The organism is Pleurocapsa minor HA4230-MV1 (assembly GCA_019359095.1).
GTDB lineage: Bacteria > Cyanobacteriota > Cyanobacteriia > Cyanobacteriales > Xenococcaceae > Waterburya > Waterburya minor.
In genome coordinates, this window is sequence record JAHHHZ010000002.1 from 23,317 (window position 1) to 46,629 (window position 23,313).

Below are 23,313 nucleotides of genomic sequence, written 5' to 3' on the forward strand. Positions count from 1 at the left end.
CAAAAGCTAAAATAAACTCTAAATTAAATTTACATCTACCCCTAAGCGCTTCCATAAATTAATATGTTTGATCGTTTTCGACCCACCCTAACAGGAATTGCTGCCACTTTACTATGGGCGATCGCTTCACCCTCTAAAGCTCTAGAAGTCAAGATTTCACCCCAAGCTCCTCAGTTGGGAGATACGATTTCGGTGATGGTGACAACCGATGATCCCACCAGCAAACCAACTGTTAAAGTCAATCAACAAGAGCAACCCCTGTTTAAAATCAACGACCAATATCGCGCTTTTATTCCGACTTCACCTCTCAATTCCCCAGGAAAAATGACGGTAGAAGTGGCGGGAGACAATAGCACCAGTAATGTTGGGGTCTGGTTGAAAAATCGAGTTTTTCCCGTACAGCGAATCACGCTAACTGGCAGTGCTGCTCGCCCAGCAACTCAACTAGAATTAGATCGGGTTACGGCATTTAAAAATTTGGTTACTCCGCAAAAATTTTGGCAAGGAGCTTTCTTGCGCCCCAATGCCAGTCGAATTTCTACAGGTTTTGGTGTTCGTCGTTACTACAATAATGTTTTTGCCGAAGATTATTATCACAAAGGTGTTGATTATGCTGGGGGATATGGTTCTCCTGTAGTTGCTCCCGCAGCAGGTCAAGTTCGTCTCGTTGGTCGAGAAGATGAAGGCTTTCACGTTCACGGCAATGTAATTGGGATCGACCATGGACAAGGGGTCTTAAGTATTTTTCTGCATCTCCAAGATCTTGAAGTTACAGAAGGAGAAATGGTTAAGGCAGGACAGCGTATTGGCACAATTGGTGATACTGGAGCTTCCGCAGGGCCACACCTACATTGGGGTCTATATGTTAACCAGGTGTCGGTAGACCCTGTACCCTGGAGATTTGGCGCGATCGAATAAATATGCTGTGGTAATACTTAAATAATTTATACTACTTGAGTAATAATGTACTAAAAAGTTATCGATAATTGAAGCAGAAAAAAAATGCAACGATTGATTTCCCTGGATGCTAATACTTTAAAGTCTTTTGGCGATCGCCCTGAAACGATCCTAACTGAAAATCTAGCATTGCAAATTGCGATCGCTACTCATCCCGACACTCCCCCTCATGTTTTGGAGGTATTGGCAAACAGCGACCAGCCAGAAGTAGCCGAAGCTGCACGACTGCACGTTAATTACGCAGGGGAATTAGCAGGTAATTGGCAAGATGTAGTTGATGAACTCTTTAAAAATCGTTATTTAGGGCAAAACGACAGATTAGCCGTTGAATTACTCAAAATCGCCCCTGTACCTGCTTATTTCTTCAGCGAATACGTTCCTCCAGAGTATCTAATTCAAGGTTTAAACAATCCTTACTTACCCTTACGCTACCGATTACAACTACTAACTAGATTGGCACAAGAACCCACTTTAGAACCCCGTCTAGAGGTAGCAGAATCTCCCGATGCTCCATTACCAGTTTTAAAACAGTTAATCGGCGATTTAGAATTACCCATCCGCATCGCCGTACAATACAACCCCCATTGTCCCCCAGAGTTGGTTCAGTTAGTTACAGGACAACATGAGGTAGCCAGTAATTGGGATACGGATACACAACAGCTAGATAATTTAAGCAATAGTAATTGGGATTGGATTAGACTGGCTGTAGCGCAAAACCCCTCAGCTTCTGAAGCAACGTTATTAAAATTAGCAGGGGATCGAGCATTTAAGATTCAATTAGCAGTAGCCAAAAATCCTGTTACTCCTGCCAATATTTTAGTAGTATTAGCTCAACATTCTAGTCAAGAAATACAGGCAGAAGTAGCCAAACATCTCAAGGCGACGGAAGAGATTTTACATAGTTTATTCGATACTCAACAAGGAGTTATTAAGAGTCGCCAAGATTTACCAGCGAGTATATTAGAAAGAGTTTTTAATAATAGGAATACGAATTTTTCTGTATGGAAAGACACAAATATTAGAGATTTTTTATTGAAACAATCTAATACGCCTAATTGGATTTTAGCCGAATTTGCTGATGTGGATTTGGATGAAATGAGAACAGCTAAGTTAGCTAAACGCAGTCGTCAACCTAAACCAGAAGTTTTAGAAAAGTGGATTCAAGACGATCTGAAATTCTTAATTGATATTGCCAAGCATCCTCAAGTGTCGGTGGAAATCATAGAACAAATAATTCCGTATCCCAATTTCGGAATTAAACTAGCTGCTGCTCAAAATCAAAAAACTCCTGAAGCTATTAGAATACAGTTGCTAAATAACTTAATTCAAAGTGAATGTAAAGAGCGCATTTTAATGCAAATTTTGATGGAGATTGCAGGAGACTCTAATACCCCTATTCCTATTTTAGAAGAGCTAGCAGGAGAATTATTTTCAATCGGTAAAGTTATAAATACACTAAGTAATATTGTCCCTATTACTTCCCAATCCTTATTGGACAAAATTGTTAATTTTATCGATAAACATCAATCTCCAGACCAAATATTGTTTTGGTTAAGACAAGATTCAGTATTTTGCAATCCTATTTTGCAAGACTGGAATCAAATTGTAAATTCTCTAGATGAAGCTGAAATTCTGCAATTAAATGTGATGTCGATGATGATGATGCCAGCGATAGGACTCAATGGAGGTGTTCCTAGTCATGATAAACGTTGGTTAGATAGAGGCTTAAATAATTCTTCAGTAAACCCAGCCGACTTGTTGGAGAATTTACCACCAACTTATAGCCTTTATGGTCTATTAATATTAGCTGGAATGTCACACCAAAGTGATAGACGTACTCAAGGAATTATAATTGGCTTGTTAAGAAATCCATCTACTCCAAATGATATACGAAATAACTTATGGGAAAGATATCAAGAACAATCTGATGACTTAAACTGCTATCGTCATGATGCTTTCCTACGATTTTCACTTGGTTGTAATCCCGCAGTAGAGGAAAATAAACGATATGAATATCTAGAACAAGCTCTTAGTTCTGGTTATAGCAATGTTATTGAAGCAATTGTTCTACATTGTGGAACACCAGTAGAAATATTAGAAAAAATTGCTAACAGAAGAGTAGGTGGATTACAACAAGTTGTTAAAAATCCTAATTGTCCCGTTCATCTTCTCAGACAAACTGTTGAAGAAATAGAAAATAATTCTGGACTTTCTCATACATTAGTAGATGTTGCGAAAAACCCTAACACACCTATCGATTTACTAGAAAAACTTGCTTTAAACAAAGGTAACTATGGAGTACGGGAAGCAGTCCTAAAAAACCCTAATATTGATTATTTAACTCTATATAAAATTAAATTACAAATACAAGAAAAAGAAGAAAATGATAAAGCAAATCAAATATTAGCAAAAAGAACAGATAGTCCTTACGCTTTAGCCAGGGTTTTAGAAACAGGCGATCGCAATGTCAAAATCTCCGCAGCTAGAAACCCTAAAACTCCCATCCAAGTATTAGAACAATTAGCTAAAGATCAAGATGAAACAGTGCGTTCAGTTATGGCACAAAATCAGAATTTACCTTTAAACATCTTATTGGAACTAGCAGAAGATTCTAGTGTCAGAATTCGATTAAATCTTGCACATAAAAATAATTACAGCAAAATTAAAACTCCTGTTCAATTACTAGAAAAACTAGCCAAAGATGAATTAGAAAAAGTTAGAGCTAAAGTAGCAGAACATTCTGATACACCAGAAGAACTTTTAGTGCAATTAGCGAACGATTCGAGTATTGAAGTTAAAAGAAAACTGGCTACTAATTTAAATACTCCTGCAACTGTTCTTAATCGTTTGGGGTTGAAAGACAACATCGTTAATAAACGCAATCCTAATACACCCCCGATGGTGCTTGCTCAAGCAGTAAAAAGAATAAATAGTAAAGCTTTAGCTGAATTTATTAAGCACCCTGTCAAAGGTACGCAAATGCCTGGTGAGACTTTAGCTGAATTAGCAAATCATCAAGACGCTTCTGTTCGTTATCGCGTTGCTGTTCATCCAAATACTCCTACTAGGATTTTAGAACAACTAGCTCGCGATTCTTATATTGCAACAATTCGAGCCGTCGCTAGTAACCCCAACACCCCACCTAGCGCACTAGAATACTTAGCTGATAATCCCGATCTCACTACTCGCCTGAGTATTGTACGTCATCCTAATACTCCCGCTAAAGTTTTAAGGCAAATCGTCGAAAATGCTCAAAGATCGGCTAATGCACCAAATACAACCAAAGATAGCCTGAAAAGTGGCTTATTCGGAGATGCTTACGATTTATTAATTGCGATCGCGTCTAATCCCAAAACTCCTATTGACGCATTAGAAATTATTGCCCGAAGAGAGTTTGTTAGTCCAACACGCGATCCTAAATCTATTTTGCCACCCAGAACGGATAATGATGTAATCAAATCTTTAGTTTATAATCCTAGTTTAACTCCAGAACTACTTAATATTCTCACTCAAGATCCCTGTCTTGATGTGCGAGTAGCTTTAACTCGTCATCCTAATCTAATTGAAGAATTATGGATAAAACTAACTGAAGATCAAAATATTTCTGTGAGAAAAGCTGTAGCATCTAAAATTAACGCGCCTATTAATATTTTAGAAACCATCGCACAAGATAACGTGACAGATGTTCGATTAGAAGTAGCGGGAAATAACAAAACTCCCAGTCAAGTTTTAGAACAATTATCACAAGACACAGAAGCAAAAGTAAGAACAAAAGTTGCAGCTAATCCTAATACTTCCATTAATATTCTAGAAATTTTAGCAGAAGATGAATCAGTAGAAGTACGTCGCGCTGTAGCTAATAATTTTAATACTCCTAAAGTAATTAAGAATTCTTTAAAAGATTTATTACCAACAACTAAAAGTAATAATCAAACAATTAGTCCTACTTTACGAGGACTTAGCCGTATTTACAACCACGCTACTGATGATTTACCTTCTCTATTATCAGAATATGTAGAACCAGAAGTTCCTTTTGTCCGTTTTATTTCTTTATTACATCCTTTAACGCCAATAGAAATATTAGAAAATGGTGCAAATTCTGTATCTTGGATCGAACGTTATGCAGTAGCAAATAATCCTGCTACACCTACAGAAATCAAACAACAACTTATCCAAGATAGTAATCAAATTGTTAGAGCAGTTGCTCTTAATAATTTACTTTTGTAGAGATATTTATGTAACTTTTAACTTTTTTTTAAAATAGTAATTTGGTACAAATAATGCATCCTGAAACCGAACAACGTTTAGCTACTTTGGAAGTAATTTTACAAAAAAATATAAGATATTATCTTCCTTGTCATGAAAATGGTGCTAACTTACAACCCTATGTTTGGAATACAAATATACAAGATAAATTCACGTCATTAAACCTAATTACATCTGAAGGCTGGATAAAAGAAACAGATCCCGAAGTTATATTTACAAACTGGCTATGGTCAGAACAAAATGGTTTGGCATCTCAAATTATTTATCTTTACAAAAAAGATAAAGCAAATATTTTGTTAGACGAAATTACTAAAAATACAAGATATCAACATTATTATAATTTATTATCATTATTAATCGACAACCTAGAAAATTTAAAAGCATTTAATATTAGCTGCAATGACAATTACTCTTTATCGCTTGTCGTTGGCAAAATTCCTGATCGTCAACGATGGATTTGTCTTTCTACAACTGTTCCTCAAGAAACACCTGAATTTATTAAAGATCTAATTCAGTGTTCGCCATTGATCGAAGAAGTAAGCTCTGATTTAAAAATAGAAAACCTTTCAAAAGTAGAAACTCAAATTAATGATATTTTAATGCAATTAGATACTATTAATATATATGGATATTATGATGGTGGTTACTGTCACACCCATAAGTTCAAAGTAATTTGTACATCAGAAATTACTCAAGAGGCTGCCGTCAACAAAGCTTTATTATCATCAGGTTTAGTAGAAATATACAATTTTGAAAAATTTACTATACAAGGAAGAGGAGGATGGGGTTTTGATAATTATGAAGAAAGTTTGACTAAATTTTTAAATGCTGTATTTCCTGATCTATTACTCTATCGTTTTTGTTTTTGGGATTACGAGCATCTTTATCTCTTAGGAAAAACAGGCGATCGCGATTTTGTTGGTGTTGCTCTCCATAGTCAGTTTACTTACAATCCTTAATCGAACTTGCCAACATCAAATACTCAAGAAAGTGCGATCGCCACTTCGGCAAAATCTAGTAGTTAACAACGATCCAGAGGAAGTAAGATTTTTAGCCAAACTATTGTGCCGATTCAGGAAAATAGAGATTAAGATAGTGCGAAGGATTAGCTTGATTTGCATTTATCTATCACTATTTAATTTTAACTATGGGAATTAATTCAATTGTTGAACAAGCTCTACAAGACGGCTATCTGACTCCGAGTATGGAAGCTGAAGTCGGCAGAATTTGTGATACAGCAGCCGAGTTATCAGTAGAAGAATACATGGCTCTAGACAAGCTTATGGGTTCTCTACTCACAGGAGAAGTGGTAGCTGTGCCTCGTAAGCAATTTATTAACGTCATGGAAGAATTAGTTCTCAGTGAAGCGATCGCCCGTGTAGCCGAAATTGAACAAACCAGCGATTCTTCTCTAGATGTCGGGGATATTGCTGCTTATGCCCTAAACCGTTTACCTCCTCTATATGCTACCACCGAAGAAGGGGCTAGTTATCAGCGTCAAAGAGCTAGGCAAGAACTACAAAATCTGATTCAAAAACAGGTTAACGAAGCGATCGCTCGCTATTTGGATCGCCCAGAATTCTTCCCCGAAAGACAGGCAATTAGCCAGAAAAACGATTCTCAAGTGGCAAGCCAACTCAGCAGCCTTTTAAAAGACTATGCCCCCAGCTACGAACAAAATAATAACTTCTCTTAAACTTTAGTTTGCTCAGTTCGATCGCGATTAAAATAACTGAACCAGCGCTCTTGGAACTTTTGTAGTTATTTTTTAGTCTAAAATAAGCATCCAGAAAGTCTATACTGAGGTTTATTTAAGTACATGAGTCTATCTCTTTCTGCATCCTGGTCAAAAGCTAAGATGAGCAATCAAAGCTTAGTGTCTCCTGAAAAACTTTCTAATTACGAGCTTATTGTTTTTTGCCAAGCAGGTGCCCAGCCAGATAAGGCAGCTTTTGCGGAATTGCTGAAAAGATATCAGTCTCATCTCAATCGCCTGTTCTATCATTTAGCTCCAGATTGGCAAGAACGAGCCGATTTAGCCCAAGAAGTATGGATTCGAGTTTATCGTAATCTCCACCGTTTACAAGAACCTGCCAAGTTTCGTGGTTGGTTAAGCCGCATCGCCACTAATCTTTTTTACGATGAATTACGTAAACGTAAGCGTGTTAATCCTCCCCTATCTTTAGACGCACCTCGATATGTTGAAGATGGTGAGATGAGTTGGGAACTTCCTGATGAGGCTCCCAGTCCTAGTGATGATCTTGCAACCCAAGAGTTCTATGAGCATTTACGAACAGCAATATCTCAGCTTCCTGAAACTTTTAGAACTACAATTGTATTAAGAGAAATTGAAGGATTGCCTTATGAAGAAATTGCTGAAATGACAGGGGTATCTCTAGGAACAGTAAAATCTAGAATTGCTAGAGCTAGATTAAAACTTCAGTCGGTATTGCAAAAATATATTGATGAAGAGTAGATTAGTAAAGATAAGCAGATTATAGATAGCTGAGATCAAATCAATTAAATCAAATTGAATTGAAAAAGTTTTTGCTGTTTATAACTAAAGATGATGCTGTGAATTAGTTAAAGATTATTTTTAACATTTTTTTATAACGGTGATGCCAAAATGACATCCAAATTTGAAGATTTAAAACAGGATAAATCTATGGCCAGCTTAAATAAAATGGAATTACCGAGCGATAGTTTTGAGCTGCTCAGTGCCTATCTTGACGGAGAGCTATCCCCAACAGAAAGACATCAAGTACAAACCTGGATCGATCGAGATCCTCAGACCAAGGCGCTTTATTTTAAACTATTAGCTTTACAAAGTCAAATGCAGGGTTTAGAAGCACCTCCTAGTCAAATAACTGTAGGAGAAATGACAGAGCAAGTATTCCAAGCTCTAGATCGTCAACATCATCAGCGCAGACTAGTTTTAAGTGGAAGTGCGATCGCTGTATCTTGTCTAGCTACCATAACAGGCTTAATCTTCGGAATTACGTCTCCAGGCTTAAAAGTAGCTCAGTCTCCCAACTCAGGCGAAAATCTCTCTGATAATGTCATGTTAGCTGTAGCTCTAAACAAGCCTACCATTAACATTCCTAAGTCAGTAGATGGTTACAGTACCCAATAGCCAAACTCGCTCAAAAATCAAATCTAGCTATTTGAATTCAAAAGGAATTTCTAGTTCCAACACAATTTCATTATTATTATTGGACATAACAGAAGAATAATAGCGATCGCTGTCTATGCCGACAAAATAAGTTGTCTGATCGGCTTGAGCTTGAAAAACACTGCCCCGAACAACAGCTTCAGCAGGAACCAAGATATTATTGGCATTCGCCTTAGATTGACGATAATAGTAAAATTTGTTGCCCAACTGGCAAATATTTATGTGATGGTTTTCTGTTTCAAAACCATATACTTTTTGATAAGCAGTATTAATATTGCTACATTCAGCTTTCGTGACTATACTGTCAGCAACATCAGATGATTGTCCACTCCAAAAATAGGAAGTTATCAGCAACAATAAAGTATTTTGTTTGCACCAATTAATCATGGCAAAGCTAAGTGTTTTAAAATGTAAAAATATTTTAAGATTTATTAAATAATTGAAAAAATATTCTGATACATTATCAACATTATTTAAGAAGAAAATTATCAGTTATTTGTCTGATTATATTTCCTCAGCTTAAACTTAAAGAGTTAAGAGTTGGACAACGCCACAATATTGTAAAGATAATTGTATAAGTCCAGTCAGTTACTAGTTCGATTAGCGCTAAAGAATCAATTGGATTAATTCAGCGTAGAGAATTTTAACAAAAGGCTGTTGGGAAACCAGTATGCTAAACGTAAAAATTCTTAATAACAATTGTCATTAATTCGGTTTACGCTAACAAACTAGGTAGTTTTTTGAATCTTTGGTTACAGAATAAGATTTAGTACGTTAATCATAAAAATAAGGAATTTAGTATGAGCGTTAATTTAGCCACAATGTTGCGCGAGGGGACAAAAAAGTCTCACACCATGGCAGAAAACGTTGGTTTTGTAAAATGTTTTCTCAAAGGAGTAGTTGAAAAAAAATCTTATCGCAAGCTAGTGACTAGTCTTTATTTCGTCTATTCCGCCATGGAAGAAGAGATGGAACGACTAAAAGACCATCCAGTATTGTCTAAAATTTATTTTTCTGAACTTAACCGTAAACAAAGTTTGGAACAAGATTTGCATTTTTATTATGGTGCTAACTGGCGCGAAGAAGCAAAAAACACCAAAGCAGGTAAAGCTTACGTGGCACGCATTCGCGAAATAGCTCAGACTGAACCCGAATTACTAGTCGCTCATTGCTATACTCGCTACTTGGGTGACTTGTCTGGGGGACAAATTTTGAAGAAGATTTCTCAAAGAGCCATGAATCTTACCGACGGTGAGGGAACAGCTTTTTATGAATTTCATGATATTGCCGATGAGAAAGCTTTTAAAAACAAGTATCGTGCAGCAATGGATGAGCTACCTATCGATCAGGCTACCGCCGAGAAAATTGTTGATGAAGCTAATGCAGCTTTTGGCAAAAACATGGAATTGTTCCAAGAACTTGAAGGTAACTTGGTTAAGGCGATCGGCGTAATGCTGTTTAATACTTTAACTCGTCGCCGTACTCGTGGCAGCACAGAATTAGCTACTGCTGAGTAAATGATCGAGTAAATGATAAATGGGTGGATAAAATCAAATATAAGATGCTTAAATCACTGATTTATCAGTAAAACTAGAGATATCAAAGCTAATTACTACACTCTAGCTTTAAGTTACACAAAGATTAATATAGACAAAAACAATCCTGAAAGTTGGGTTGCGGTTAGAACTAGGTTTAGACTTAGCTTAATCGCTTACTGACTCTCAGGATTGTCTGCTTTTGAGGCAAATTATGGAATTTGAGACTTTTTTATACTTTTATGCTTTAGGGAGATTGTTGCTGGCGTAAGTATCTAAAGAAAAAGCAGGGATGCGCTCGCCATAATCAGTATCTTGTCCTGTAAATGATTTGGCTAGTAGTTCAAAGGATTCAGATTTTAGGTTGCGCTCATGAATGGGCTTAGTTTGTTCTCCGCGAAAATAAGCTTGAGTACCAATCACTGCTGCTGCTGTCCAACCAATCAAGATTACGGCAATTAATAGGGTTATCATAACTGACCTCTACTTTGTTATTTTTTTAAGTTTTTTATCCTTATGTAAAATAATGTAACAAAAACTTGATTTATAAACAAGATGCAACAATTACGGTTTTCACTACCAATATTAATTCCAGCTAACATCGGCGATCGCTTCGGTGACAGTTGAAGGGTTGATGTTAGCCATAAGCTCTAGTCTTTTTAGGTAGTTTCTCCGCTTTGTTGGTAATTCAACGAGATTGACTGTTTGGCAGGCTAGCGGTTTTGTAAAATTGCTTTCATAACTGCTTTTGATCTTTCAATTTCTTCTGAAGAAGGTGCTGTTTGTTGCCAACTAGAACGTTGATTTAAATTTTCAAGCCATTTAGTTACTTTAGGATATGGTTCTAAACTAATTCCGAGATTAGGAATTGCTGCGACTGCTGTTCCTGCGACGATATCGGCATAGGTTAATTTTTCTTGGACAAAATAAGCTCGATCTTTTGGTAAACTAACTTCAAAATATTGCAATACTGTCGCCATACTTTGTCTAGCTTGTTTAATTTTCTGCTCTTCAACTGCTATGTCTAACATTTCTTTCATCAACACAATCGAAGCAGGTGGCAGTTCATTTATGGTTATTAATTCAATCATGCGTACCTTAGCTATATCCTCAGCATTGGCAGGCATAAAAGAAGGATCGGGAAATTTAGCTTCGAGATAATCTAAGATTGCTAAAGACTCAAAAATTTTGAAGTTTCGATCTATTAAGACGGGAATATGATGAAAAGGATTAAGTTCCAAAAAATCTGGCTGGAACTGATCGCCATTGAGTTTTAATAAAATTGGTTCAAACTCTAGTTTTTTTTCTAATAGAGTTACCCAAACTCGACGGGCATTGATTGAAAGACGAGAATAGTAAAATTTCAGCATGATTAAAACCTCATAATTACGACCAAAACTTTTCATTTACAATTTACAGCAATTGAAGCAAAGAGGAGGCGCTGAAAAATTAATCATTGCTCGACGCTATGATTTGATACGCTGCTTTTCAATCTCGTTCCAAATCAGCTTGGCAGCACCCAACATTCCTGCTTGATTACCCAACTGAGCAGGAATCAACTGTAGACCAACACGAGAAGGAGAAACCACTCGTTGCTTAATTTCAGCTAAAGTACTGGTAAGAAAAAATTCACAGCTAGCACTAATTCCCCCGCCAATAATTATCGCTTCAGGGGTGAGTATGTACACTAAGCTAGCCAGTCCTGCTCCCAAAACTCTGCCATAGTCCTGCCAAAACTCAAGAGCTGCGGTGTCTCCTGCTTGAGCTAACCATCCTATTTCTGCGGGTTCTTTGCCTGTTCGACGCTGAATTGCGCCAATCGAAGCATACTGCTCCAATGAACCTTGGTTACCACTACGACAGGGATAACCATCAGGATTTAAGGTAATTAAACCCAATTCCCCTGCTGCACCGTCGCGACCTGTAAACAATTTACCGTCGATAAAAATTCCCCCGCCGACACCAGTTCCCAAAGTTAATAAAATAAAATCTTTAAATGCTCTACCTGCACCTAACCAAGCTTCGCCGATCGCCGCACAGTTAGCATCATTTTCTAAGACAGTAGGCAATCCTGTCTGCGCTTCCAGCCAGTCAGCAACGGGAATATTGTCCCAACCAGGTAGATTGATTGATTTTCTGGCAATACGTCGGGCTTTATCTGTAGGGCCAGGCATCCCTAACCCGATCGCCCTACAGGTATAATTTAGATTAAGTTGTTTAACTCCTTGAGCGATCGCCTTTACTACAGCTTGTGGATTAGCAGGTTGAGGAGTAGTCAGAGAAATCGTTTCCAGACAAGTGCCATCCTCTAAAAAACGCCCCAGCTTAATCGCTGTTCCCCCCAAATCTATGCCGATTACCTGCTCGATCATTTGATTAATATTTATCTCAGTTAACTTAATAGTTAGTTGTACAGCTTTTTCGGGCAAGATTAAACTATGAACGATTAGTACTTAATTGTCTATAAATATCTAAATAGTTGAGTTGTTAGACAACGAATTACCTTTAGGAGTTAATTGTTAACTATGAAACCTTTAAGTGTGGGAAATATTGTTAGTGCTGGGTTAAGAATTTATCGTGATAATTTTAAAAACTATTTCAAGTCGGCATTTTTAGGCTATTTGTGGATTCTTGTCCCAGTTTATGGCTGGGCAAAATATTCAGCTATGATGGGCATGATTGCCCGTTTAGCATATCAAGAAGTTGCCGAACAGCCAGAAACAATCACAGAAGCACAACGTCATGTCAAGCGAAGAATGTGGGATTTTTTGGTTGCGGGTATATTTGTCGGTCTAATCATATTTGTCGCCATTATTCCCTTTTCCATCATTGCGGGTATTGTAGGTGCGTTAGCAGGTTTTGTGCTGGATCGAGATTCGGCAATTGGCATGATAGCGGGTATCTTATTGATTATTGTTGCTCTACTGTTATTTATATTTGGCTTGTTATGGCTTATTTCTCGGTTATTTCTGGTGGAATTGCCTTTGGCGGTAGAAGAAAATATAACTGCTACTAGTACCATTCGTAGAAGCTGGGACTTAACTAAAGGTTCTGTTGGTCGAATTCAATTAGTCGTATTAATTGGATTTTTAATTAGCGTGCCAATTCTATTAGTAACCAATATAGCCAGCCTAATTTTCCAAACATTGATTGGTGCAGGACTAGAGAATGCCCCCAGTCTTGCAGCTATCGGCACAATATTATACCTATTGCTAGCTTTTGCAGGAGGAGCCTTGATGATTCCTTTCTGGCAGGCAATTAAGGCTGTGGTTTATTACGATCTGCGTATCCGTCGTGAAGGTCTAGGCATGAACTTAAGAAAATAAATTATTGGTTTAAATTACTGGTTTAGTTTTCCTCTTCTCGCTCTTTTTCGAGCTTATCTAACTTAAAGGTAGGCGGTAATGCTTCTGGTTGAGGAGGATTAAGTCTGATTTGCCAAATTTTAATTTCTTTTTGGGCGGGAGTATAGCTGTCTGTACCAGAAGGGACTTGTTGGGCGATCGCGATCGCTCTTTCTAGAGAATCATCCGAAGCCTGTCTGGCAATAGCCAAGATTTGCGCCGACCATTCGTTGATATCCTGCACCATTTGAAAACCAACTGAACTTCTAGTGGAGGCTTGCCTAGCAATTCTAATCGCTCTGGCTAGATCTTCTGGCGTACCTTGACTAGCTAGTTCTGTAGCTTCTCGTAAATATCTTTGTCCGTCTATTTCCCGTTGCCAAGTGGCAATTTCAGTTTGAGCTTCCGAGTATAACGATCGACCAGAACCAATCCTTTTAGCTGCGGCAATGGCAGCAGGATAATTATTAGCATTAGCGAAAGATTGCGCTTCATCCAGAATAGGTCGATCTTCAACCCGCTCAATATTAGCGCGCCAAGATCTAACATCTCTTTGAGCTTCATCGTATAGAGGGCTATTGCTCGCAATCAATCTTGCTTCAGCGATCGCTCTACGCCAAGCACTAATACTGTTGCCATAGGATAGTTCTCTGGCTCGGCTTAAAATGGGTTGATCTTCAATCGTCTGGATTTGTCCACGCCAATCGGATATTTCTCGACGCGCATCACCATAGCGAGGATTACCGCTAGGAATCAATTCTGCTTCGGCGATCGCCTCCCTAAGATTAGAGATCGTGCCTACTCTGGCTAAATCTCTTGCTTGAGACAGATGAACAATATCTTTAGTTTCCAGCTGCCAACGATTTGTTAAAGTTTGTCTTAGCTGATAATATTCACTCTTCTTGTCTATTTTTTTAATTTCTTCAATTGCTTCTTCCATGCCAAATACCGTATCCAGTTTGGCGCTAGAACCCGCATTGGCTAAAATCTGCCAATCTTGACGACGCTTTTCTAGTTTGAGGCTTTTGGGAATACGACCTGTTACCTGAAGTAATTCTTGCCATTGTCTTTGCTCAATTAGTTGTTCAATAATAGCAACGAGCTTTTCTTTACCTTGAGCAATCACTGCTTGAGCTTGTTGATAGGCATAGCTGTTTGGCTTAATATTATCGGCTTTATCAATTGCTAAGAGCAGCTCGTCAATGTTGCCATTGGAAACCTGAGTTTGCGCTTTGGTGATGCTGGCGTTTTCTTCTTGAGCAATGTTAATGTGATCGACGCTCTCTTCATATTTTGTCGTTGCCCAATATTCATTCGAGCTATCAGTCAGACGAACCGCCCAGGTAAAGGCACCGTTCCAATCAGCTTCCCGCAGCTTTTGCTCTACCTGTTGATAAATTTCCTCTGCTTCTGACCAAATTGATTTCCACTCAGTAATTTTCGTTTCTACGATTTTCTGTGCCGAGACATTATTGGGAATTCTTCTGGCAGTGGCGATCGCTGTATCTAATTTTCCTGACTGAAACTGAGCTTCTCCCAGTTCCAGAATTGAAGTTGCCCAGCGATCGATATTGCGGTCAATTTCTGGTCTGAGGGGATGGTCTTTTGGTAAACTTGCCACTAATCTAATGGCTGAGAGCAAACCTTCAAGTTCTTTATCTTCAGCAGCGGATTGAGCGCAGTAAAGGCGCACTGATGCTGAAGCAAACGGCCAAAAGACTCGATCGCAGCTTTGGGTCTTAGGTAGCTTTAAAAGCATTGAGGTCGCACTGTAACCAATGACCCCAGAACACAACACCAGCAAAATACCCCAAAGTTGCCAGATCTGCCATAACTGTCTTTTTGGGCGCTGAACTTGAACAGTTGATTGACGAGCTGTATGACTAGAAGTTTGAGCAGTCACTGGAATCAAAACATTCTCGGAAAAATCTGGCAGATTGTTTTTCAAATCCGATCGTCGCAATTTTTCACTATTTGCTTTACGCTCTGAGTCTTTGCCTGCTGCATCTGAGCCAGAGTTTTGTGGTTCTTGATTTATCGCCATAAATTATCTGAATGTGATGCCAGTAACTTTCTGTTTGATTTAGCCATCGCGACGGTTAAATCGTAACTCATCTTATCATCTGATTTTGTTGAGTATATATCGTGAATGCATCAAGTCAATGAAGTTTTACTTAAGGAAATATTTCAAGCTCTGTGGTTTGGGCCATAGAAGCAATTGATTCGATCATTACAGTTTTTTACACCCAACTTGTACTTGGCTTTTAAATGATCAACTGATTGTAAGAGTAATTTTCTTCAATCCACAACTTTTAGACTGACTTTTATTCGCTTTTTAAGTCAGCGATCAATTGAGTTAGTTGAGTTTCATCAGCTTGATAGACTTCACCACAAAACTGACAGATTGCTTCTGCACCCTCGTCTTTTTCGATCATATCCTGTAGCTCCGCTGCTCCCAGCATTTTGAGTGCGCCCAATACTCTTTTCCAGGAACAGCCACAGTAAAAACTGACGGGATGAGATTCAGGAAAGATAAATAAATTTAAATCCCCCAATAACTCCCGCATCATTTCTTGCAGACTTTTACCCGCCTGTAATAAGGGCGTAAATCCCGATAGTTGAGATACACGCGACTCTAGTAGTTCAACCAAAGATTGATCTCTGGCTGCCTTGGGCATAATTTGGAGTAGGATCCCCCCAGCTGCGGTAACGCCCATATCGCCTACAAATACCCCAACCAAAAGAGCTGAAGGGGTTTGTTCAGAAGTAACTAAATAGCTAGCAACGTCTTCTCCTACTTCACCAGAAACCAAACTCACAGTGCTGGAGTAGGGCTGCCCGTAACCCACATCTCGAACTACATGTAAATAGCCATTGTGACCTACTGCTTTACCTACATCTAGCTTACCACGGTCATTTGGCGGCAGTTCAACACTGGGATTCTGAACGTAGCCCCGTACCGTACCATCCAATCCTGCATCAGCTAAAATTGTTCCTAATGGGCCGTCGCCTTTGACGTGAATATTGACTCTAGAGCCTTCCTTTTTCATGCTCGAAGCTAACAATAACCCTGATGCCATCGATCTGCCTAAAGCGGCAGTAGCAACGTAGGACAGTTTATGTCTGCGTCTGGCTTCTTCAGTAAGATTAGTCGTAATTACGCCAACTGCTTTGATTCCGCCGTCTGCTGCCACGGCTCTAATTAATTTATCTGTCATGGAAATTAAAATTGATCGCTATATTGTTATTGTTATTTGTTGTCCTGTCTAAAGTTTAACTATCTGTAACTGATAATTTAAACGGCAGTAGTCAGATAAAAATCAACTAGAGAAACAAGAAAAATTGCTAGAAATGCAGTTGCTGCTTTCTACTTGCTTTGTCGTCTGACGGTAATTTCAGCGAAAGCTATGATTATGCTAGCGCGAGAAAGATACTTTTTTCAAATTCTAGTTTAATAGTTAGTTTTTAAAGTTTTTTTTGACCGCACTAACTATCAATCTTGAGCCAGAAATTATAGTCTTGATAATTTTATTTTAGTTAATTTTTAGTGATTAAATAAGGTTTGATTAGTTGTCTCTATTCAATGTTAAGATTAAGAATAAGTTAATAATATTAACAAGTAGCATTTGCTTCATCTGAATTAAAAAAATAAAGCTGCTTTTTAATCAGACTAAAATTGATATTTATAATGGCTAACCATAGTTTATGATTTGCGGTCGTTTTGCTTGTCTTATTATTTATTTTACATTATTTGGTTTTAACCCTGGGTACAGTTGGGCAGCAAAATCAAGTTTATCAAACACAAACATGATTAAAGAAAAAACGCTGCTTAATCAAAATGCAATTAATAGTCTAGAACAAAATTATTCTCAGGTTCAATCTACTCCAGCAAAAATAGCTAGTCCCTGGTTGCAATCAAAGCTAACTGAAAAAGCGATCGCTCAAAACCGTTCCCTCAATCCAAAGCCACCAACGGAAAATGAGCGCCTTTGGTCTTTGGGGGGAATGGCTCTTACCTCGACAATTGCGCTGTTTTTAATCTGGACTCTGTTTAGTAAGCCCAAGCAAAAAGAAACTTTCATAGATTTATCTTCTGCCAACAAGCAATCCAACTGGAGTAAGGTTGCGGGATTATCTACCGAAACATCAGCAGCTCAATCTTATTCGAGAAAAAATGATTTGCTCCAAGACGTAGTGGTCACAAAATTAGATCCAGATACACCTGTTGAGAATACTTGGGAAGTAAAAAAATCAGCAGTCCAGGATGAAGTAGACCCAGTAAATATTCCGCCTAATCTCGATCTGGTTCAAGAATTTATTAATTACCTCAAGCATTTAAACAATTGTAATGATTCCGCCTCAGTGCAAACTACTCTTAAACGCCGAGCAATTTGGAGATTAGCCAAGGCTGAAGAGTATTACAGTGTTGAACCGTTACTAAAAGTTATTTCTCAAGTTGGAGCAGAGGATCAAAACCTAATCCTCCAAGCAGTTACACAAATTAATCAGCGAAGTTACCAGTCGATTAACAATGAACTATTTACTGCTCTACAGCACGAAAATCCTGAAGTCAGACTTAAGGCGTTACGAGACTTAAAAAACTTATATCAATTTGTTTCTCCTGTAATTACCAAAATAGCGCAAATGCATTCAGACCAAGACTATGAAGTAAGACAGACTGCCATTAATATCTTACGGCAGCTTAATGCTAGCCCGTTACCTACGTTTTATAATTACTCTGATGATGAAGTCGGGGATTTAATTGTGGGGCAAGAAAGCGCAGCAAATCTACATTTAGTTGCTTATTTGTTAGCAGAGTTAGATGCTGAAAAATAATGTTAAAAATTCATGTTAAAAATTCTTTTTCTATCTACTTCAGTGGGTTCTCTGGGTTCAGGACAAGGGGGTGGAGTGGAGTTAACGATCCAAAATTTAGCCCAAGAGTTAGTTAATCGTGGTCATCAATTAGAAGTAGTTGCCCCTCAAGAATCTTGGTTAACGGATATTGCGGTAACTACCATCCAGGGTAATCTACAAGTTCCCGTGCAGACTCAAAACAGAGACATGACCATCTGTATGCCTGCAAATTCAGTTCTGGCAAATATGTGGGAGTATGCCAGACTAGTACAAAATAAATACGATTTGATCGTTAATTTCGCCTTTGACTGGCTGCCTTTTTATCTCACACCTTTTTTTACTACTCCTATTGCCCACTTTATCAGTATGGGTTCAATGACGAATGCTAGCGATCGCATGATGGAGCAGATTATCACTCAGTACCCTGGTACTTTTGGCGTTTATACTCAGTCCCAGGCTGATACTTTTACTTTTGGTCACCAGTGCCAAATCTTGGGTAGTGCTGTTGATTTATCACTTTATCAATTTAATCCTCATCCAGGTACGAGCCTTGCCTGGTTGGGGCGGATTGCCCCCGAAAAAGCTTTAGAAGATGCAGTGGCAGCCGTTAATCTGACCAAAACTCCCTTGAAGATTATGGGTAGAATTCAGGATCGAGATTACTGGGACAAGATCTGTGATGATTTCCCCGACGCACCAATGGAATATCTAGGGTTTTTAGATACCAATAAATTACAGCAAGAATTGGGCAAATGTCGCGCCTTACTAATGACTCCCCGTTGGCTGGAAGCGTTTGGCAATGTGGCGATCGAAGCTTTAGCCTGCGGTGTACCAATCATTGCCTATCGTCGTGGTGGCCCTTCGGAGATTGTCAAAGATGGTCAGACTGGCTTTTTGGTTGAACCAGATAATGTGCCAGAATTAGCCCATGCTATTACTAAAATCTCCCAGATCGATCGCCTTGCCTGCCGGCAACAGGCGGAAACAGAATACTCTTTGGCAGCTTTAGGCGATCGCTTTGAAGCCTGGTTTCAGCAAATAATTAGTTAAACAATTATTTGGTTTATTCTCGCTCCCTGTCTTGTGGTTCATCCAACTGAGGCTTATCCATTTCCTCTTTAAAACCTTTAATAGTTTTGCCTAAAGCACTACCAATTTCGGGAATTTTTTTAGGGCCAAACACAAGTACCGCAACTAGACCAATGATCGCGACTTCAGGTATACCTAAACCGAACATAATTAAATCTCCTGCACTAAAATCTATTACGATTAATAGCTATATATATCTATAAAGTCTGTCTCAGTATATCGTTAAACATAGAGACATCTGTGGCTATCAGTATAATTGCCTAGATCGAGTATTTTAATAACCTAATGTTAGAAACTTCCCAACCTTCACTACGCCAAGAACAACATCCTTTAATTCATCGACTAGCAGAGAGGATTCTCAATTATTGGCAAAAATATTTAGAACTCTCGGCTTATAATTTGCCTGAAGGATTGGGTTATGTCGAAGGCAAGCTAGAGGGAGAAAGATTGCGGATTGAAAATCGTTGCTATCAAACGCCTCAATTTCGCAAAATGCACTTGGAGTTAGCCAAAGTAGGCAACAACCTCGATATTCTCCATTGTGTCATGTTTCCGCGCTCTGAATATCCTTTACCAATGTTTGGCTGCGATCTAGTTGCTGGTCGAGGAGGCATTAGTGCAGCGATCGCCGATTTATCCCCCACTAGCCCCGATAAAACTCTCTCCCCTGGATATATTAAGTCTCTCAGGGATTTACCTCAGCTAGAGTTTAGCGAAGTCAGAGAATTACCACCTTGGGCAGATATTTTTTCTGATTTTTGTTTGTTTGTGCGACCTCATAATGCAGAAGAAGAACAAAACTTTCTTGATTTGGCTGCTAATTATTTACGGGTTCACTGTCAACAAGCGATCGCCTCAAATCCTGTTTCACCCTCAGAACAAAAACTGTATTTGGCAGGACAGAGGTATTACTGTAGTAAGCAGCAGCAAAACGATAAAACCCGTCGTGTTTTGGAGAAAGCTTTTGGCGAAACTTGGGCAGAAAACTACATGACTAACGTGTTATTTGATGTGCCAGAAGCAGTCATAACAGTTGAGAAAGTAGCAGGTTTAGAACCATAATTTCCTTAATGTTAGTTATTCATAATATTTTGGATATTATTCTGGATTTCTGCCCATTGACGGGGAAAACGATCTTTGCTGTAGATCAGCAAGGCTTTATTCAGAAAAGCGATCGCCTGTCGTTTATTTTCGGCTGGCTCACCCTTGACTCGATGACGATAAGCCCCACCGATATTGTTGTTGAGCATTGCCCAGTTGTAGGGAAATCTTTCTAAACTATGAATCGATAAAGCATTTTCATAGTGAGAGATCGAGCGCTCAATATTATTAGCTTTTTCGCCCTTAATACGGAATTGAAAAGCATTGCCTAAATTATTTTGCAACATTGCCCAACGATTAGGGTCATTTGCTAGGGTATAAATAGTTAAAGCTTTTTCCAAATGATTAATCGCAATTTCGATATTTTCGGCTTTTTCTCCCTCCAGACGGTTGGGGTAAATATCGCCCAAGTTATTTTGAGATGCTGCCCAATCTTGGGGATATTCGGCGAGACTATGTACTGATAAAGCTCGATTGTAGCAAGCGATCGCCGTTTCAATGTTTTTAGCTCGTTCTCCTGTTATGCGATAAGAATAAGCGATCCCTAGATTACGCTGAATGTTACCCCAAATGTAGGCATATTTTTCGCGGGTAATCACTTCTAGCGCCAGTTGATAGGTGGCAATTGCCTGTTCGACGTTTTCTTGACGACTACCTAAAACGCGATCGCGATAAACATTGCCTAAGTTTAACTGAATTATCGCCCAATCTTTAACATAAAGGGTTGGCAGATAAACTTTTAAAGCTGCTTGATAAGCGACAATCGCCAGTTCAATATTGTTGGATTTATCACCTGCGGGATAGCCACTAATCAAATTACCAAAATTAATTAGATCATTGGCGATCGCTTTGCCCTGATTTGGCTCAACCGAGATAATTGTTTCCTTTGCCCAGTTTTCCAGAATCTTGGTGGTATTATGGTCAAACCGATCCTGATTATCGCGAATTAAAGCATAAACTTCAGCTACTGGTAGACGATTGGAGATCTGCTGTAGCAAATTCATTAAAAACTCAAAATACTCTTTACGTCGATTGTTAAAAGTATTAGTTTTTTCTAACTGTAGTAACTTTCCTGCTAGATTAAGCAAACGTTCGGCAGCATTAAGATCTCCCGTCTGCCTGAGTGTTTCACCCACAGACATTAAACGGCTAATAAAATCTTGATTGACTAACTGAGGATGAGCATTGAGAATACTAATCTCCTGCTCTTGAGGATTGCTGAGTAAAGCATCAATTAATTTGAGGTAGTGAGATTCCAGCTTGCTCATGGGGATAAAGACTAATTGCACCTTATTTTATTCTACAGCCGTATAATGTATCGGACTCTATCCCTATATATATATTCATTCTGCAACCGTGACTGCAAATAAAAAATCATCTCCTTCTATAGGTAGTATTGCTAAGTTAGTCGCGATCACCACTTTGGCAAGTAAACTATTTGGTTTTGTCCGTCAGATCGCGATTACTGCCGCCTTTGGTATTGGTGCTGTCAGCAATGCCTATGCCTATGCCTATATTATTCCTAGCTTTTTTCTGGTGATTTTAGGCGGAATTAATGGCCCTTTTCACAGTGCTTTACTCAGTGTTTTAGCCAAAAAAGAGAAATCAGCAGCAGCACCGATTGTGGAAACTGTAAGTACTCTAGTCAGTCTTGCTTTATTAGTATTAACCTTATTAATCATCATTTTCGCCAGTAACCTAATCGATTTATCTGGCTCAAACTTAGCCCTAGAAACCAAAGAATTAGCCGTACTACAACTACGAATTATGGCACCTTTGGCTCTACTGGCAGGATTAATTGGTATTGGTTTTGGCACCTTAAGCGCCGTTGATAGTTATTTGCTCCCCAGTATTAGCCCTCTACTATCAAGCCTGACTCTGATTTTGGGAGTGGGCTACATTCTCTGGAGATTTGGCGAACAGATTAACACTCCTCAGTATTATCAATTAGGGGCGATCGTCCTGGCGGGGGGAACTCTGGCAGGGGGATTATTACAGTGGCTGTCCCAACTTATTTTGCAGTGGCGCTTGGATATGGGAACCTTGCGACTAAGATTTAACTGGCGTTTGCCTGGAGTTATGGAAGTTTTTCGCCTCATGGCACCAGCGATCCTCTCTTCAGGAATGGCGACGGTTAGTTTAACGGTTGATTTACAATTTGTTTCGGGAATTGAAGGAGCAGCTTTTGCCATCAGCAGTGCCAATTTTATTATGTTGACTCCTTTAGGGATTATTTCCAACATGATTTTGGTACCTTTTTTACCGATCTTTTCTCGTTTAGCTGCTCCAGAAAACTGGAGTGAATTAAAAGTTAAAATTCGCCAAGGATTGTTTTTGGGTGCATTGAGCTTGCTACCTTTAAGTGCCATTTTTATCTCTTTAGCTTTACCGATCGTCAGACTAGCCTTTGAGCGAGGTCAATTTGATGCCGATGCTTCCCAGTTTGTAGCTTCTTTGCTCATGGTCTATGGTTTTGGGATGGTTTTTTATATGGCGCGGGATGTACTAGTGAGAGTGTTTTATGGTTTGGGAGACGCTCAGACACCATTTAAAATAAGCATTGTCAATGTTCTCTTAAATGCTTTATTAGATTATCTCTTGGTCAATATTTGGGGTGCGCCAGGAATCCTCATGGCAACTATTGGGGTAAATATGATGGCGACGATCGCTTTTTTGTGGATCTTGAATCGTCGTTTAAATGGCTTGCCCTTATTACAGTGGAGTAAAGATCTGGCAGGTTTATTTATTGCTACAACGGTGGCGGGTGTTGCTAGTTATGGAGTCAGTCAAGGATTAGAAAAGGCGATCGGTCATGGTAATCTCTTATTACTGTTGCTAGAATTAAGTCTAGCTAGCGGTGTGGCGATCATTATTTTTAGTCTAATCGCGATGCAGCTTAAATTACCTGAGTTGAATATTTTAACGAGTAGGATTAGACAGAAGTTGGGGAGATAAATATATCAATGCAGGACAAGTTTTTTGCCTAAATTGC

Annotated in this window: 20 protein-coding genes; 12 read left to right on the forward strand and 8 right to left on the reverse strand. The window is 38.8% G+C overall.

The annotated features are described in order from the left end of the window. Positions 1–63 precede the first annotated feature (63 nt). The 6 genes from KME09_00400 to KME09_00425 all read left to right on the forward strand — a co-directional run bounded on the left by KME09_00400 (position 64) and on the right by KME09_00425 (position 8,356). Complete coding sequence (locus KME09_00400; GenBank protein MBW4532379.1) at positions 64–918, forward strand: M23 family metallopeptidase; 855 nt, start codon at positions 64–66, stop codon at positions 916–918. Positions 919–1,002: 84 nt separating this feature from the next. Continuing rightward, on the forward strand, positions 1,003–5,184 hold the full coding sequence (locus tag KME09_00405; GenBank protein MBW4532380.1) for a hypothetical protein: 4,182 nt from the start codon (positions 1,003–1,005) through the stop codon (positions 5,182–5,184). 53 nt (positions 5,185–5,237) lie between these two features. Continuing rightward, positions 5,238–6,182: a hypothetical protein gene (locus tag KME09_00410; GenBank protein MBW4532381.1), complete on the forward strand. Its 945-nt coding sequence runs from the start codon at positions 5,238–5,240 to the stop codon at positions 6,180–6,182. Positions 6,183–6,370: 188 nt separating this feature from the next. Next, positions 6,371–6,919, forward strand: a complete 549-nt coding sequence (locus KME09_00415; protein MBW4532382.1) for a late competence development ComFB family protein — start codon at positions 6,371–6,373, stop codon at positions 6,917–6,919. 123 nt (positions 6,920–7,042) lie between these two features. After that, positions 7,043–7,699 (forward strand): sigma-70 family RNA polymerase sigma factor, encoded by a 657-nt coding sequence (locus KME09_00420; GenBank protein ID MBW4532383.1) that lies wholly within the window; start codon positions 7,043–7,045, stop codon positions 7,697–7,699. A gap of 150 nt (positions 7,700–7,849) precedes the next feature. Beyond that, a complete protein-coding gene (locus tag KME09_00425; GenBank protein MBW4532384.1) occupies positions 7,850–8,356 on the forward strand; it encodes a zf-HC2 domain-containing protein in 507 nt (168 codons plus the stop codon). Positions 8,357–8,383: 27 nt separating this feature from the next. Here the strand turns inward: KME09_00425 and KME09_00430 are convergent, their stop codons facing one another. Then, complete coding sequence (locus KME09_00430) at positions 8,384–8,782, reverse strand: hypothetical protein (protein MBW4532385.1); 399 nt, start codon at positions 8,780–8,782, stop codon at positions 8,384–8,386. 413 nt (positions 8,783–9,195) lie between these two features. Between KME09_00430 and KME09_00435 the strand changes: the two genes are divergently transcribed. Then, a complete protein-coding gene (locus KME09_00435; GenBank protein ID MBW4532386.1) occupies positions 9,196–9,912 on the forward strand; it encodes a heme oxygenase (biliverdin-producing) in 717 nt (238 codons plus the stop codon). A gap of 258 nt (positions 9,913–10,170) precedes the next feature. On the opposite strand, the gene KME09_00440 is transcribed toward KME09_00435, so the two are convergent. From KME09_00440 to KME09_00450, 3 genes are all read right to left on the reverse strand, one after another. After that, a complete protein-coding gene (locus tag KME09_00440; protein ID MBW4532387.1) occupies positions 10,171–10,404 on the reverse strand; it encodes a hypothetical protein in 234 nt (77 codons plus the stop codon). Between the two features lie 239 nt (positions 10,405–10,643). Further along, positions 10,644–11,300, reverse strand: coding sequence for a glutathione S-transferase family protein (locus KME09_00445; protein ID MBW4532388.1), 657 nt, complete (start codon positions 11,298–11,300; stop codon positions 10,644–10,646). A gap of 96 nt (positions 11,301–11,396) precedes the next feature. Then, on the reverse strand, positions 11,397–12,311 hold the full coding sequence (locus KME09_00450) for an ROK family protein (protein MBW4532389.1): 915 nt from the start codon (positions 12,309–12,311) through the stop codon (positions 11,397–11,399). Positions 12,312–12,455: 144 nt separating this feature from the next. Here KME09_00450 and KME09_00455 point away from each other — a divergent pair, with 144 nt between their 5' ends. Further along, entirely contained in the window at positions 12,456–13,256 is an 801-nt protein-coding gene (locus KME09_00455; GenBank protein MBW4532390.1) for a DUF975 domain-containing protein, read from the forward strand. A 22-nt stretch (positions 13,257–13,278) separates the two neighbouring features. Here the strand turns inward: KME09_00455 and KME09_00460 are convergent, their stop codons facing one another. Further along, positions 13,279–15,318 carry a chromosome segregation ATPase gene (locus KME09_00460; GenBank protein MBW4532391.1) on the reverse strand — a complete coding sequence of 680 codons (2,040 nt, stop codon included), beginning with the start codon at positions 15,316–15,318 and terminating at the stop codon, positions 13,279–13,281. 280 nt (positions 15,319–15,598) lie between these two features. Beyond that, positions 15,599–16,492 carry an Hsp33 family molecular chaperone HslO gene (hslO, locus tag KME09_00465; protein ID MBW4532392.1) on the reverse strand — a complete coding sequence of 298 codons (894 nt, stop codon included), beginning with the start codon at positions 16,490–16,492 and terminating at the stop codon, positions 15,599–15,601. A 589-nt stretch (positions 16,493–17,081) separates the two neighbouring features. Between hslO and KME09_00470 the strand changes: the two genes are divergently transcribed. Together KME09_00470 and KME09_00475 are read left to right on the forward strand one after the other, a co-directional pair. After that, complete coding sequence (locus KME09_00470; GenBank protein ID MBW4532393.1) at positions 17,082–18,110, forward strand: HEAT repeat domain-containing protein; 1,029 nt, start codon at positions 17,082–17,084, stop codon at positions 18,108–18,110. A 12-nt stretch (positions 18,111–18,122) separates the two neighbouring features. Further along, positions 18,123–19,181, forward strand: coding sequence for a glycosyltransferase family 4 protein (locus KME09_00475; GenBank protein ID MBW4532394.1), 1,059 nt, complete (start codon positions 18,123–18,125; stop codon positions 19,179–19,181). A gap of 13 nt (positions 19,182–19,194) precedes the next feature. On the opposite strand, the gene tatA is transcribed toward KME09_00475, so the two are convergent. Further along, positions 19,195–19,368, reverse strand: a complete 174-nt coding sequence (tatA, locus tag KME09_00480) for a twin-arginine translocase TatA/TatE family subunit (GenBank protein ID MBW4532395.1) — start codon at positions 19,366–19,368, stop codon at positions 19,195–19,197. Between the two features lie 137 nt (positions 19,369–19,505). Between tatA and KME09_00485 the strand changes: the two genes are divergently transcribed. Next, a complete protein-coding gene (locus KME09_00485) occupies positions 19,506–20,282 on the forward strand; it encodes a phycocyanobilin:ferredoxin oxidoreductase (protein ID MBW4532396.1) in 777 nt (258 codons plus the stop codon). Positions 20,283–20,293: 11 nt separating this feature from the next. On the opposite strand, the gene KME09_00490 is transcribed toward KME09_00485, so the two are convergent. After that, positions 20,294–21,589: a tetratricopeptide repeat protein gene (locus KME09_00490; GenBank protein ID MBW4532397.1), complete on the reverse strand. Its 1,296-nt coding sequence runs from the start codon at positions 21,587–21,589 to the stop codon at positions 20,294–20,296. 88 nt (positions 21,590–21,677) lie between these two features. On the opposite strand from KME09_00490, the gene murJ reads away from it, so the two are divergent. Further along, entirely contained in the window at positions 21,678–23,276 is a 1,599-nt protein-coding gene (gene murJ / locus KME09_00495) for a murein biosynthesis integral membrane protein MurJ (GenBank protein ID MBW4532398.1), read from the forward strand. Positions 23,277–23,313 lie beyond the last annotated feature (37 nt).